This is a genomic window from Paenibacillus sp. Dod16, assembly GCF_049893405.1.
Lineage (GTDB): Bacteria > Bacillota > Bacilli > Paenibacillales > Paenibacillaceae > Paenibacillus_AQ.
On sequence record NZ_JBNDYG010000066.1, the window covers coordinates 27,064 to 39,537 of the forward strand.

The 12,474-nt window shown below is 49.0% G+C and carries 16 protein-coding genes; 2 read left to right on the top strand and 14 right to left on the bottom strand.

From position 1 onward, the window contains the following. Nucleotides 1–680 precede the first annotated feature (680 nt). The 13 genes from ACPV3A_RS33490 to ACPV3A_RS33550 form a co-directional block, all read right to left on the bottom strand. Entirely contained in the window at nucleotides 681–1,022 is a 342-nt protein-coding gene (locus ACPV3A_RS33490; RefSeq protein ID WP_426204135.1) for a hypothetical protein, read from the bottom strand. 46 nt (nucleotides 1,023–1,068) lie between these two features. Then, nucleotides 1,069–1,485: a hypothetical protein gene (locus ACPV3A_RS33495; RefSeq protein ID WP_426204137.1), complete on the bottom strand. Its 417-nt coding sequence runs from the start codon at nucleotides 1,483–1,485 to the stop codon at nucleotides 1,069–1,071. A gap of 213 nt (nucleotides 1,486–1,698) precedes the next feature. Further along, nucleotides 1,699–2,505, bottom strand: coding sequence for a hypothetical protein (locus tag ACPV3A_RS33500; protein ID WP_426204139.1), 807 nt, complete (start codon nucleotides 2,503–2,505; stop codon nucleotides 1,699–1,701). Next, nucleotides 2,498–2,797, bottom strand: a complete 300-nt coding sequence (locus ACPV3A_RS33505) for a hypothetical protein (protein WP_426204141.1) — start codon at nucleotides 2,795–2,797, stop codon at nucleotides 2,498–2,500. Before ACPV3A_RS33505 ends, ACPV3A_RS33500 begins: the two co-directional genes overlap by 8 nt. After that, nucleotides 2,797–3,126, bottom strand: coding sequence for a cold-shock protein (locus ACPV3A_RS33510; protein WP_426204142.1), 330 nt, complete (start codon nucleotides 3,124–3,126; stop codon nucleotides 2,797–2,799). The genes ACPV3A_RS33505 and ACPV3A_RS33510 overlap by 1 nt, the downstream gene beginning before the upstream one ends. 37 nt (nucleotides 3,127–3,163) lie before the next feature. Then, the gene (locus ACPV3A_RS33515) at nucleotides 3,164–3,550 is read right to left on the bottom strand and encodes a hypothetical protein (RefSeq protein WP_426204144.1); all 387 of its coding nucleotides are present in this window, start codon (nucleotides 3,548–3,550) and stop codon (nucleotides 3,164–3,166) included. A 115-nt stretch (nucleotides 3,551–3,665) separates the two neighbouring features. After that, a complete protein-coding gene (locus tag ACPV3A_RS33520) occupies nucleotides 3,666–4,046 on the bottom strand; it encodes a hypothetical protein (protein ID WP_426204146.1) in 381 nt (126 codons plus the stop codon). An 86-nt stretch (nucleotides 4,047–4,132) separates the two neighbouring features. After that, entirely contained in the window at nucleotides 4,133–4,357 is a 225-nt protein-coding gene (locus tag ACPV3A_RS33525) for a helix-turn-helix transcriptional regulator (protein WP_426204148.1), read from the bottom strand. Between the two features lie 101 nt (nucleotides 4,358–4,458). Then, on the bottom strand, nucleotides 4,459–5,241 hold the full coding sequence (locus ACPV3A_RS33530) for a hypothetical protein (RefSeq protein WP_426204150.1): 783 nt from the start codon (nucleotides 5,239–5,241) through the stop codon (nucleotides 4,459–4,461). 20 nt (nucleotides 5,242–5,261) lie between these two features. Further along, complete coding sequence (locus tag ACPV3A_RS33535) at nucleotides 5,262–7,121, bottom strand: hypothetical protein (RefSeq protein ID WP_426204151.1); 1,860 nt, start codon at nucleotides 7,119–7,121, stop codon at nucleotides 5,262–5,264. Between the two features lie 308 nt (nucleotides 7,122–7,429). Beyond that, nucleotides 7,430–8,359, bottom strand: a complete 930-nt coding sequence (locus tag ACPV3A_RS33540; protein WP_426204153.1) for a DnaJ domain-containing protein — start codon at nucleotides 8,357–8,359, stop codon at nucleotides 7,430–7,432. An 851-nt stretch (nucleotides 8,360–9,210) separates the two neighbouring features. Then, nucleotides 9,211–9,483: a hypothetical protein gene (locus tag ACPV3A_RS33545; protein WP_426204155.1), complete on the bottom strand. Its 273-nt coding sequence runs from the start codon at nucleotides 9,481–9,483 to the stop codon at nucleotides 9,211–9,213. Nucleotides 9,484–9,600: 117 nt separating this feature from the next. Beyond that, nucleotides 9,601–9,915, bottom strand: a complete 315-nt coding sequence (locus ACPV3A_RS33550; RefSeq protein ID WP_426204157.1) for a hypothetical protein — start codon at nucleotides 9,913–9,915, stop codon at nucleotides 9,601–9,603. Between the two features lie 165 nt (nucleotides 9,916–10,080). Between ACPV3A_RS33550 and ACPV3A_RS33555 the strand changes: the two genes are divergently transcribed. Both ACPV3A_RS33555 and ACPV3A_RS33560 read left to right on the top strand, forming a co-directional pair. Beyond that, on the top strand, nucleotides 10,081–10,305 hold the full coding sequence (locus ACPV3A_RS33555; RefSeq protein ID WP_083397552.1) for a helix-turn-helix domain-containing protein: 225 nt from the start codon (nucleotides 10,081–10,083) through the stop codon (nucleotides 10,303–10,305). After that, nucleotides 10,292–10,510 carry a hypothetical protein gene (locus ACPV3A_RS33560; RefSeq protein ID WP_426204159.1) on the top strand — a complete coding sequence of 73 codons (219 nt, stop codon included), beginning with the start codon at nucleotides 10,292–10,294 and terminating at the stop codon, nucleotides 10,508–10,510. Before ACPV3A_RS33555 ends, ACPV3A_RS33560 begins: the two co-directional genes overlap by 14 nt. An 892-nt stretch (nucleotides 10,511–11,402) precedes the next feature. Here the strand turns inward: ACPV3A_RS33560 and ACPV3A_RS33565 are convergent. Continuing rightward, nucleotides 11,403–12,344, bottom strand: a complete 942-nt coding sequence (locus tag ACPV3A_RS33565) for a tyrosine-type recombinase/integrase (RefSeq protein ID WP_426204160.1) — start codon at nucleotides 12,342–12,344, stop codon at nucleotides 11,403–11,405. Between the last annotated feature and the right edge of the window lie 130 nt (nucleotides 12,345–12,474).

The following is a 12,474-nucleotide window of genomic DNA, read 5'->3' on the forward strand; positions in this document are numbered from 1 at the left end:
TCTTCGGCATTTCAAAGCGCTCCGACAAACTGACGACATCCCCCGAGAATATCTCCCGAAGTGCAAGTGCTGCCCCTTCGCTGCCCTGCATTGGATCTAGTGCCGTCAATCTTTCCATGAGGTTCGTAGCCTTTTTCAATTGCTCTACGTCTTTCGTCATAGGAATAAAGCTACGACCGGCCGTAATAAAATCGCTCAGCTCAAGCGAGGATATATCGGCTCGTTCCTGCAGGAAATCGAGATACTGTCCAGCCTGCTTCGTGTAATCCTTTCCGAACATCGCATCAAATGTAGTTTTTGACATCTCGTATTGAGCTGCCGCCCCGATCGTCTTATCAAATAACCCTTTGGCCGCTTTAACTCCGAGATAAGCCGTTCCAAGCGCCGTCACCTGACGGAGGAGTCCGCCTGTCTGACGCGAAGCCGTTCCGAGTGCGCGGCTTGTCCCCCCGAGCGAGTTACGGAATCGCCCGAGTGCCGAGTTTGACTGTTCAGCCGCACTCACAAAACGTCCCTGTGCGTCCCGTAATCGGCCTGACGAGTCTGTATAAAGATCCGTTGCCCTCTTAGCCCGATCCGTCATCCTCCGTAACTGGTCTGTTTCCCTACGCACCTTATCCAGCGTTCGAGACGCACCGTCATCGGTAATCTTGATGCGCCCCAATAAATCGAATGACATATTACACCTCCACCCTTTCACTAAGCCTGGCGTGAACCTTCAACCCGTGATCCACAGTCCGCCCGAACTCCGCCATCTTACGTCTGAACCTGCGCGAATCTTTCGGCAGCTCGTCCAACTCCGAAATTACATCGCTATACTTGCGCATGTATTGGCCGAAGTCGCGGAAATCGCGGTCTTTAGACTTGCGTAGTATGTTAGCGGTCCGAACCCACTGTTTATATTCCGCTGGAAAGTCCGCCTTAAAACGGTATTCACCAGGCCGCCGCCTTTCCGTTATCTGTGCGATTAGGCTTGCGGCAGGTTCCAGCGCTGATAGTGCGTCTATCTCTGTCTCGTACATGTCGATTCCTCCTTAAATGAAAAAGAGACCCCGATAAGGGCCTCCGTTATCTTCTTATTTTTCCGCTCGCTTTTAGTCGGTCGATTGTTTGCTTAGCTTTGGCCGCAAAGTCAATCTGCTTCGGTATTTGTCTAAACCCGTTGCCAGGGTTTGGGTCAACTCCGCGAGTACTCGACTGCTGCAGTTGCTTAACACGGACTAGGACCGGCAAATCATCGCCAAACTCCGATATGGCCGCAAGGATATCCCGTTCGTTATCCGCATCGATGTGCTCGATTGCATAGTCGATTTCCTCCGGTTTCAATCCGAGCTTAGCGAGTGTCTGGCGCTTAATTGCCGTTGTTAACTCGTCAATCCTACCGTTCAAAGCGTCGATATCCGATTGCGAGTACGCCTTTTCGGCTGGCGGTTGTTCCTCGCCTTCGATTTCCTCCGCGAATAGCTGCAGGTTTATCTTATACATTTGGTCTCACCTCCTCTATGTGCCGCATTTGAACACTAATTACACCCTTCAATACGGACATGTGGTATACATAAGCGTTAGGGTTTTCGGCTTGATACGCTTCGAGAGCGTCCATATCTTTGAATGTCATCGATCTCTCGCTAACAACGTATTCAAGCTTTCGCAAGCTACCGTACGCATTCTCCGCAGGTGCATCCATGTTTCCGATCGTTCTCACAAGGAATCACTCGCCTTTAACGCAGCCATAGCCGCCTCATATTCGCGATCCGATCTATACTGACCGTATACCTCTGACGCAAGATAACCCGGCTGGTACGTACGGTGTGCCATCTTAAGGAGACGGTATGGTGTATCTGGTGCGCCATCTCTTTGAATCGTCGTCAGCATCTTGTATTCAAGTGCGGAACTGTTATCGCGAAGTGCCGGCAACAAGGAACGGAGTACCCCCGCAGATTTACCGCTAACAGATCCGGACGAATTGACGGCAGCCGGCGCATACTTTTCGATTTCGTCAAACCTGCGCACTAACTCGGCCTTTGTAGCCGCTGGCATTGTCGGTAGTTGGGCACGGATCATCTCCGCAACATCCTCCGCCTTGCCTGTTCGCAGTTGTAAGAGAACGCCGTCAACAAAAGCCGATGCTTCCGGAGTGGGCGCTTCCGCCTTAAATGCATTTTGAGCCGCAACGACTGTCAGCGCTTTGATCTCCGTTTCGTAGTCCTTTTTTAGCTGCTCGACCTTCTCGTCAAGCGCTTCGCGTGCTTTAAGTACGGAGTATTGCCGCTCATGCGCACTCATGACGACGTTCTTATCGGTACGGTCGGCGTGTTCCTTGTACATTTCGACCGCGCGCTCGATATTACGCTTTATGTTGTCCAGCGTTGGGAAGTCCGCCTTAACTGCGATTCCTCGCGCTACTAAGTCCTGAGCCTTGTCCGCATCAACTACGTACGCCTTTCCTTCTAAGCGTCTTGTCTGGTCGTGGTCTACGTGATCCTGAAGCATATAAACGTTATTCATTTACTATTTCCTCCTCGTTTTCATATGGGATTGCATTGAACGCCTGGTAGTCCACATAAGGTGAACCGTTAGAGTCGATAATCCCTACGGCATCCGGTCCGAGTTTTTCCTGCGCATAGTACACAGCTTCAGCCAATGAGTAATTGACTATCTCTTCCGCCTTGGCATTCGAGTACTCGCGCTCGAAGCTTATCGGCTCTTCGTCAATGAAGACGACGGTGTCCGTTGCGTACTCGCAGAAGCCGATCTCATAAACCCGTTGTAACACGTAGTAATCTGCCGGTTTAGTCATTAGTTTCTACCTCCGATTAATGTGATTTTTACGGCCTGGCTGCGGCCCTTTGCATCCTCTTCGATATCGAACGAAATTCTCTCCCCGTATGAGAGCCACGAGAGGCCGGGATCGACCGACTCGCTAATATGGAAGAATAGGCGATCTTTAGTGCCGTCAACCTCGACAAATCCGTAGCGCTTTGGGTCGTTAAACTTGCGTACTGTTCCTTTGCTGCGCTTTGCTTTCGGTTGCGCGGCCGGTGACTTATAGTTCGTTGATTCAATCATCGAATAAACCTCCGCCATTTCTTCCCCTTTGAGTCCATCCCATACGATTACGTTTTTCATTTCTTATCCCTCCGTTTTTTATGTTTTGCTGTAACCATCATTGGCGCGAACCTACGTATGAACTCCTCGGAGACCGCCTCGCCGTAATGAATCGAATACTCGATGGGTTCGATGGATATGACCCGTATTTGTTTAGCCACTGACCGCCGCCTCCTCCGTAAATGTCCAGCGCATCGATAATGCCACCGCGCACCATAGCCTGTCCGACTCCGTACGTCTTCTTAGGCGAAGTTTCTTTGCAGAACTCGATCGTAAGTTTCTCGATTAGCCGGCATCGTTTAACGTCGTCCATAGCGCACCAAGTATCGATATTGATCCGGACTCCGACGAACGTAATCAGCTCGTCATAAAGCTCCGGCACCTCTTCCGTTGGGAATGGCTCGAACTTAATCGGCCAACGAGCGCCGTATGAGACACTAATCATTTCGTTCAACTCCTCTTTCTAATCATTTGACTACCTTTCGGCCATCGTTACCCTACCCCGTTAAATTGACGCCCGAGAACCCGCACCACTACGCGGTTTTTCACGTCCTAATACGTTAGGTTTTGGCTGCCCAATACCGACGCCTTGCCCGATCTGCCGCACCTTGCTTCCGTCTAATCTCGCGACACTCTCCGCAATACTTCGTACGGTTCGACGTCTTAACGATCGGAGTTGAACAGCGCTCGCAGGTCGCCGTGTTCTCTTCGCGGTTGAAGTAGCGCGATTCTAATTCCGGATCTATCGGCAGCACAGCGCGTTCAAATTCTAGGCACCGCATATCACCGGCCTCAATGAACGGCAGCGCGTGCGGATCTTCACGAAACCATTGACAGCGTGACTGGCCGTTTGGTTCGTATCGGCATCCGTCGGTACCGGTGAAGGCTGCGCAGTGATTGCGGGCGAGTGATTGGATTCTTTTTAAAATTTGGTCCCCCAAGTCTTGACCCCCGTTTGATTTCGTTGTAAAATTATATTGGGATATACTGAACTTTTTTGTGAATGAGAAAAAATAAAGACGCTAAATTACAGCGCCAATTTACTCGACTCTTTTGCACGCTCTATCGCTTCCATAACATCCGGACCAGTACCGAATGTCTGCGCGATCTTGATACGCAGATTTGAAGATACAGCACGATACCCGCACTCCACCGCCGTTATACACTGTCGCGAAACGCGCAACGCATCTGCAAAATCCTGTTGGCTCATGTCTTTAGATAACCGAATAGCTTTTACAGTTTCGGCATTCATTCTACAAACCTCCCTTTTATATTATTTTTGCTACTATAAGAGCAAATAAAATAGACCACATGACGGATTACCCGTCTATATAGTATTGGAAAAAGGTTCGATTACGCGGATGTTTTGTTCTTCTTTTTACGGAGTGGCGCGAGTGCCCTATCTCGGGTAACTTGGCACTGAGTTTTAGGCTTGAATTTGAGATGTATGATGATGTCGCAGACCTTGACACGTCCTGGTTGCTTACTATGTGAATAGAACGCGTTGCCGCACACCAAGCACATCTTTACGCGCCTGAGATCTATCCCGTTAATAGCCTCGCCCACATTTTCGACCGTTCTGCGCTTATCAGTCGTCTCTCGGTTCCACTCAGTGCCATCCGCATACTTGCCGATGAACTCGCCTGGGCTTCGCTTAATCGTTTTGAGTCGGTCGATTAACTCTTCCGCAGACATATCGCAGCGTTCCCCCAACAGTTGCTCCTCTACCGGATTACCGTTGACAAAGGAATCCTCATAGACGGTTCCTGGGGGCTGATAATCGGAGTCGTCTTCGCGCTCAAAGCGGAGTAGACTTTCGCATGCCTCTCTCCGTTTTTCATCCCGGTGTGCCTTTTCCGGACCAAGAACGGGATACTCCGCCTTTCGTTCCGCCACTTCGTTTATATTAAGTATGAAGTCCGCCAAGATTTCGCCGATCGTTTGAGGCGCTGCCCCCTTTCGGAGTAACGCCGGATGCTTCATCTTCCATAGCCAGTACAGTGCCGGCACGATTCCCTGACTTTCTAATTCCTCCGTCAAAGCTCGTACAAGCTCTGAACGCCAGGCTGTCGGTGTGTCCTTATTTTCGATAATAAAATTTTGGATCTTCTTCAGCGCGTCTTCTTTTCTAATCATGCGACTTCCCCCTTAGTGTTTTATTGTGCTCGTTTGATGTAGAACGTCCTTTCCTTCTCAACCCCGCACTCTTTCATCGCAGCAATCACACGCGGGTCCTCTTGTATCCGTGAAAACTGACGCTGTGACATGCCAATTTTTTCGTATATCTCTTTCGATTTGACCCTGCTACCTCTCTCCATCACCTTAAGGAAATCGATAAGATTATCAGCATGTGTCAAACGTCCGGAAAGCCTGCGTTGTGGGATGAACTCCCGTTGGCTTGATCCGGGAAAACTACCGATTATCTTCCGGATAATCTCTTCGTCACGATGGAATAGGTAAACACTAACCGGATATGTACTTGCTCGCGGCCTTATCCGATGTACGTCCTGGATACGCTCGGTGACGATTTCCCCTAGCTTAAATGACTCGACCCTTTCATCTTGGTAATGGACACCAGAAACATCGGTATAAGAGCCGAAGGACAGAAGCTCGTCGTATATGGCGCTGGCTACTTGAGGGTAATAAGTTTCTCCCTTTAGAAGCCACCCAAGGAACACCGCGGCGTCACAGTCTTTGAAGTCATTAGTCGCGCGCCCATTATCGAAGTGTTTCGTTAGAACAACCCCTGTCTCGATCTCATCTGAAAGATAGCTCTCAAGCTGCGGAAGATGTTCCTTATAGAAGACAACCATCGTCTTACTGTGCTTGGCCGATATTTCCTTTACCATCGCGGCAGCTTCTTCAAATGATTGCGGATGTGACTCGAAGAATGATTTCGATAGATTCTCACCTTTGCAGACGTAGAACTGTACATTCCCGTAAGAGTGCGGAGTTGGCGACTCAATTACGGTAAAGTTGCCGGCAGCATAATACGGATCAGTCGCGGCGGTAGCGTCCAGAATAAATGGTCGGTACGCGGTCCACTCGTAATAAATCCGATGGGAAACTGTGATTACCGGATCGATACCACGACGCAGGTGAACGGCTCCTCCGAATCGAACGGTACTCTCAAACGTCGCCAGCGCGTCATATCTGTCCCCGTCATAACTATCCGACCATAACCGGCGCAAGTCGTCCGGAATAAAGTACTCGAAATCGATCGGCTCAATCCGCCCCCGTCCGTCGCACGCTTCTAATTCCGTACGGAGCTGCTGTGCACAACCGAGGAACTCCCGATAATTAGCGGCCGCATCCCTATGTTTTGATACATGCGTGATTTCCCGAACATCCTCGATCAACTGATTGACGTCATCTACGGACATTGAGTGAGTTCGCGTTAGAACGGGACGCTCATCGATAACGAGTAATCTCCGCGGCCGGCGCTGCTCATCTCGGTCATAAAATGAGGAGAATCTGTCGAGCAGGCGCATTGTAGACTGTCGCGCAAACATCTCCGCAGTCATGACGATTACCGGATAGTACGCCTGGCGACTGAATTGGCGACTATACGACTTGTACGTCATGGAAATCGGATCGTAGCCGCGGATGGCAAACGCTCGGCGATACCGTATGCCTTCGCGCCCGTCCGCGTCCGGGTTCCGGTTTATGGCGTTTGTCAGCGCTTCGACCTCATCCTTCTTCTGTTTGACAACGATCGCACCGAATTGCGGGTCATTCGCGGTCATGTGACGCAGGTAGATTTCTAATAGCGTTGACTTTCCGAATCCACACTCCGCCGCAAAGACGACTGGTCCATCCATATTTTCGGATGCGTTCCATGCCGCAACCATGCCGCCTGCGAATGCGATGTCTCCTTCACTAACTGAGTGGCCGCGAGCTAAGAGCAGCGTTTTAAATCCGTCTGTAACTTCGTTGTTTATCGCAAAGTCAATCCGTGTTTCCATACGATCTCCTCCGTTTCGTTTCGTTGATAACGTCTGTACTCGTAGATTCACAATGAATCCGCGTGAGCTTAAACCATGCTGCCGCCTCCCTTCGGTCGTTGCCCTATCCGCGAAAAACATTCGCGTCTAGAATATCGATACAGATTAGTCCGCGATATCTCTTTAAATGAAAACGCGACGGTAGGTCATTGATGATTCGGATACGAGGCGGTGTTCCTCGGATTCGTGACAAGGGGCGCTCTTCCCCGCAGGCAACTCTCCCGTGAAAAAACGGACATAACTCTATAAGATACTCTTATAGGAATGTGTCCACTTTTTCGCGTTATAAATTCCGGATCAACCGCATGTATACCGCTCTTTTAGCTTGCGAAGAATCTTCCTGATGAGTAGGCTTCATACGCCTTGTTTACAAGCTTGAATAGTAGTGCGGAACCTCCCTTATCCGGATGAACACCCTTCATTATTTCGCGGTACTTTTTGCGGACAACCGCCTCGCTTTCGCCATATTGAACGCCGAGAATTTCATGTGGGTTTATGAATATGCCGCTTAAAGACTGCGAATCCGGCTGTTTGAGATACTTTCTCGCGATTGTGGATGCGCTGGTCCCTTTTTGTGCCTCCGAAATTATCGAGTCAGCGTGGTCGGTAAATGTAACTAGCGCCAACTTGTCCGCCACTTCGATTACAATCGCCCTCGCGCCTTCCGGTAACTCGATAACTTTCCGAGTCATAGACAGTGGCAGCCGTTCGACCGTTTCCTTTTGTAGCGGACTTAACTCGCTTAGTATCGATTCGAGATCCGACCAAACGTCGGCAGATTTGGACGCAACCGCCCTCTTACTGCGTGGACTCTCCCGTTTGGTGACGCCGACTGCCTCTCGAGCTGCGCGCACTACTTCTCTGACCTCCGCGCGTGACATCTCAGAGACGAACTTTCTTTCACCGGTTGACGAAATTGGTTGCGTTCTACCGAGAAATACCGACCGATCAATCTCGTCAGGTAGCTGGATGAGTTCGAACAGCGTGGATATCGTCAAACCCGACGCCTGCGTCGTATTTCCGAATTGCTCATACGCTTGAATACAACGTTGGGCCGTCCGCTCTCCTATTGATACCGACTCAAGCCAGCGCAGCCATTGCCCGTGAGTGAGATCGTTGTCGCGCACGTGTTTGAGTAGCATCCCGCGTTCGAGTGCGTTTTGCTTCTCACTTATTTCAATCTCTCCCAACCTTCTTTCAATTGACTCTAAATCAGATAGAAATACACGTTTCGCTGTTGCCACTGCCATTGTCATCGTCCCCTATCATTTTGAGTTTTTGAGCTGTTATAATATTATCTACGGTTACTTTGACTACCGTACGGCCACAAGTCGAATTTAACCACTCATAAACAAAGACGCTCGTCGACCGGAAACTGTACATCAAATCATAAAATTCACCCTCCTATATTAATTATCTACACTGGCGCGCGAGGTCGGCGCACCCGTCTACTATAAATGCTCCCCCAAGCCCTCCCTTTCGCCGATTTTTCGTAAAATAATTTTTCGCTCTCACTCGTTATGACACCACTTTCGGCCAACCGTACAGTCCGGCGCTTAATTTATCCTCCTATAATTTAAGACAATTCAGATGCCCATTCCGTACAGCCTGGCGTGAAATAAATTTCCGTGTACAATAACCTCAATGCCGCTCGATGTCGATCCGCACATTTTCCGCCTTCGTTTACTTCAACGCCGACCGAAACCGTTTCACTCAATTTGACTCAAAAATAATTTATAACTTTTCGAAACCAAACATATGTTCCCTCGTATTAAATAACAAAAGCGGACGAAGGTTGCCGCCTCCGTCACGCAATTGTCTCCCCACTCAGCCTGTTAGCGAGGATATTCACGATACTTTCCGGGAGAGTTTGGCGTCTCTCATACCGCGTTGTAAATCGATCGCCTGAACGTTTGGCGCCGTCTAGACGATTAGTACAGCGTCCGCATAGCGATTCTCTACCGTTGGAGCGGAAGAGATACGGACGGTTGTCCCGATTGGAGTCGCGACCATTGTTTAAATACGACCTAGTCGGGTCACTTGCCGAATCTTGTCCTCCTGTCATCAGCCGTTCGAGCGGCCGCAATCATCGGACAGAGCACTACGCCAGCGCCTCCTTTACTTTAAACCCGGGATTTGAACGCGCGACTAAAAATGCAAGTAAATCTCCCGCACTAACTCCCTCTAATCGACGTTTAAAGAGTTGCCGCGTTTCCTCGCTCCAATCAAGCTGTACCTCAGCGTGTTTGCCGATAACAAGCACGCTCTCCTCCTCATCGTAAACTTGAAGTTCAACACCCGGCATTATCGGGATATGGCGCACGGTAATTGTTCCACCGTCCCACAGCGAAACGACCTCGGTTGTCTCCCTCATGCCAGTACCTCCTTAATTATCATTGCGATAAACCACGCTAGGCCACGGATTAGATAACGCTGAGTCTTACGGCTTGTCCGGCGGGATCTTGCGCGATCAGAACGTGATAGTCCGTTGTTAAGCGTTGCCTGCATTATGCGTCACCTCCACATAAAAGCCTAGATCACGTAACTCCGACTCCGTCACCTCAACGCAGCCAGCTGTAAATCCGTTGCAGATACTCGCGAATGTTTCCGGCAATGTCAGCGCGAGAACACGGATAGGAACGTCGATTTCTTGCTTGTGTTTGTTCTCCGGCTTCCATACGAGGATGAAACGGTCGATGCGTCGGGAATAGCGGTAGCCTACTGGGTATGTAGCGAGATTAATGTTTACGATATGGGATGGCGAACCGTCTGCGGGAATAACTTCGATTGAATATGATGTTTTCATAGTTGAATCCTCCTAATTGAATATTCTGAAACGTTTTGATAACATGGACGTATTAGTATAAGAAGTCAACATTTCAATATGTCAACATGTTGTGCTGATTCCAATGATACCCTGCTTTCGYCTGTATGTCAACATGTTGTGCGTATTTTCTTTGGAGGAATCTTTGTGGCTATTCGTTGTAGGCTTGGTGATATTATGAAAGAACGTGGATTGAGCAATAAAGAGGTTGTGAATCTAACAGGAGTAAGTCGTAATACAATCACATCGTTGGCCGGTAATGCGACTAAAAGAATTGACTATGATACCTTAGAGGGCTTGTGTCGGGGATTACAGGTTAAGCCTGGCGACCTTATCGAATACATAGAGGATGATACGAATGATAACGCGTGATCTATCGATGGACGTCCATTTCTTCGCGGCCGCCCTATCTGAAACGCTCATTTCCGTTTGGGAGGAAGATACAGCCGGAGTGTATGCGGAAGTCGAACGCGGAATTATCGATCGGTATACGGCCGATTACGTGCGTGTCCGCAATGTGGAGACCGGCAGCCGGACTTACTATAGTAGGGATACTGCGATGTTTAAGCGAATATAAACGAAGAAAAGACCGAACCTATAAAAGGCACGGTCTTTTTTACTTATTGTGCTGTACGACTTCTTCTTAACCGGAACGATCGTCTTTTATCAAACTTAGGATTATGTACCCCGCGCAATCGTACTTTTTTCATACATGGGTTACTTTTAAGAGGGCTAAGAAGTATTTCAACAGCTGAGGGCGACTCTTGTTTCCTTGTTCCTGGCTTCTTATGGACGTTTTCCCACCTATCCCAAATAGTTTCTCCAACCGGTTTCCTCGCCAATCATCATCCCTCCATTTATACTAAATAAGCTAAATTGTATCATGTTTTGAATAATATTCCATAGTATATTCGTTGTATTTCGGCTCGTTTCAGTCAATGACATGAATTTAACCCACTGCTCATATATTTCTTTAACCAATATGAAGGGTGGAGTATGCCGTGGAATTATTGAAAGAGGCACCAATCAATAATCTATTTGAAGGGGATAAACCTAAGATTATTCAAATATTCGACAATGCAAAAGAGTCCAGGTTAACTACAAACGATATAAGTGAACTTTTCAGAATAACCCAACAAAACTGCGGCGTGTTCTCAACCTTTCAGATCTCTTTAATTCTAAGGATTGCCGAATCATTGTATCGAGGGGATTCCCTGCAAGAAAGTTCCGATTACATTTGCAGTAATATATCCGGCGCGTATGGATTTTACTACTAAACTCGGCGTATTAGTCGTGTCTGTTTTAGCGGAAATCACCGTCAAATTAAAGCCTGTATGCGTCAGATGTCCGCTAGTATTCCCGCGCGAGTAGAACGGCTATTTCCTCGGCTAGAATCGCTGATTGCGTGCGTATTAAACGAAAAACGCCATCTCTGAGGTCCTCCCCCGGAAATGGCGTTAATTATCGTATTAAATTTTCGTATTACGTTGAGTTTTTGCAGTCAATTTATGGAGCGGACTCGCTACCGCATGTTTCGATTTTAGATCTGCATTAACTAGCGCGACGTAACGTTTGGTCATCTCCATTGTACTATGCCCGAGTGCTCGCTGCGTATCAAATGCGTTGGCACCGTTTCGCAAGAACTCAAGCGCGAACACATGGCGCAGGTCATACGGACGGATGTGCTTTCCGATCCGTTTCCCGTAAACCTCGAGCCGATCGCCCCACGTATGGCGATTAAGCGGCTTCCCTTCGTATGAGCAGAATATCGGCACATCGTCCGCCCACTCTTCCGCACGTACCGAGATGAGCTTCCGCATCGACTTAATCGTTATGTCCAGAATAGGCAACGTACGGGCTACGCGACTTTTAGCAACCTTTGACGGTACATATACCTCGCGAGCCGAAGCGTTAAAATCCTGCGGTATCAGCCTAAGAGCCTCTGAGGGACGTATTCCGGTGTCCAAGGTCAGAAGTATCAAGGTATAGTCGCGGAGCCCTGTAAACGTCGTCTGGTCCGGCGCAGCAAGCAACGCTCTTAGGACTTGCTCCTCGATTGCTACCGCACGATTCTCCGTCTTACGTTTGCGTATACCTTCGAGCGGATTGGTCGCGATATGCTTCTCCTTAACGCAGTACTTAAAGAAAGCGCGGAGATAAACTAAACGGCTGTTAAACGTTGCCGGCGCGATATCATCGGACATATGCGTCAGAACAGCTGTCTCAAGCGCACTGTCCGACTCCCAGGCGTCCGGATACCGTTTGAACAGTAGATTAACGGTGCGATCGTAATCATCCGCTGTCTGGTCGCTGATATTGTCTAATTTCTTACGCTGCTGGAAATCCGCTAGGACATCGCGCCAATGCGACCGCCCTCCATCCGACGGTTTAATACTACGTACTCTAGCCAAAACAAAAACGCCTCCCTTTCGGTGGCGTCTTCGTATACCTTGCGCGAGTCCTGTGTACCTGCGGATAACTCCGTATCAGATACGCAGGACCTCAACGTTAATTTCGCTAATTTAACGTGATGTTACCGCG

Excerpts from the sequence above, each read along its gene's own strand:
- ACPV3A_RS33490 (WP_426204135.1), bottom strand. The coding sequence starts at position 1,022 with ATGTACGAGACAGAGATAGACGCACTATCAGCGCTGGAACCTGCCGCA.
- ACPV3A_RS33495 (WP_426204137.1), bottom strand. The coding sequence starts at position 1,485 with ATGTATAAGATAAACCTGCAGCTATTCGCGGAGGAAATCGAAGGCGAG.
- ACPV3A_RS33500 (WP_426204139.1), bottom strand. The coding sequence starts at position 2,505 with ATGAATAACGTTTATATGCTTCAGGATCACGTAGACCACGACCAGACA.
- ACPV3A_RS33505 (WP_426204141.1), bottom strand. The coding sequence starts at position 2,797 with ATGACTAAACCGGCAGATTACTACGTGTTACAACGGGTTTATGAGATC.
- ACPV3A_RS33510 (WP_426204142.1), bottom strand. The coding sequence starts at position 3,126 with ATGAAAAACGTAATCGTATGGGATGGACTCAAAGGGGAAGAAATGGCG.
- ACPV3A_RS33515 (WP_426204144.1), bottom strand. The coding sequence starts at position 3,550 with ATGATTAGTGTCTCATACGGCGCTCGTTGGCCGATTAAGTTCGAGCCA.
- ACPV3A_RS33525 (WP_426204148.1), bottom strand. The coding sequence starts at position 4,357 with ATGAATGCCGAAACTGTAAAAGCTATTCGGTTATCTAAAGACATGAGC.
- ACPV3A_RS33530 (WP_426204150.1), bottom strand. The coding sequence starts at position 5,241 with ATGATTAGAAAAGAAGACGCGCTGAAGAAGATCCAAAATTTTATTATC.
- ACPV3A_RS33540 (WP_426204153.1), bottom strand. The coding sequence starts at position 8,359 with ATGGCAGTGGCAACAGCGAAACGTGTATTTCTATCTGATTTAGAGTCA.
- ACPV3A_RS33545 (WP_426204155.1), bottom strand. The coding sequence starts at position 9,483 with ATGAGGGAGACAACCGAGGTCGTTTCGCTGTGGGACGGTGGAACAATT.
- ACPV3A_RS33550 (WP_426204157.1), bottom strand. The coding sequence starts at position 9,915 with ATGAAAACATCATATTCAATCGAAGTTATTCCCGCAGACGGTTCGCCA.
- ACPV3A_RS33560 (WP_426204159.1), top strand. The coding sequence starts at position 10,292 with ATGATAACGCGTGATCTATCGATGGACGTCCATTTCTTCGCGGCCGCC.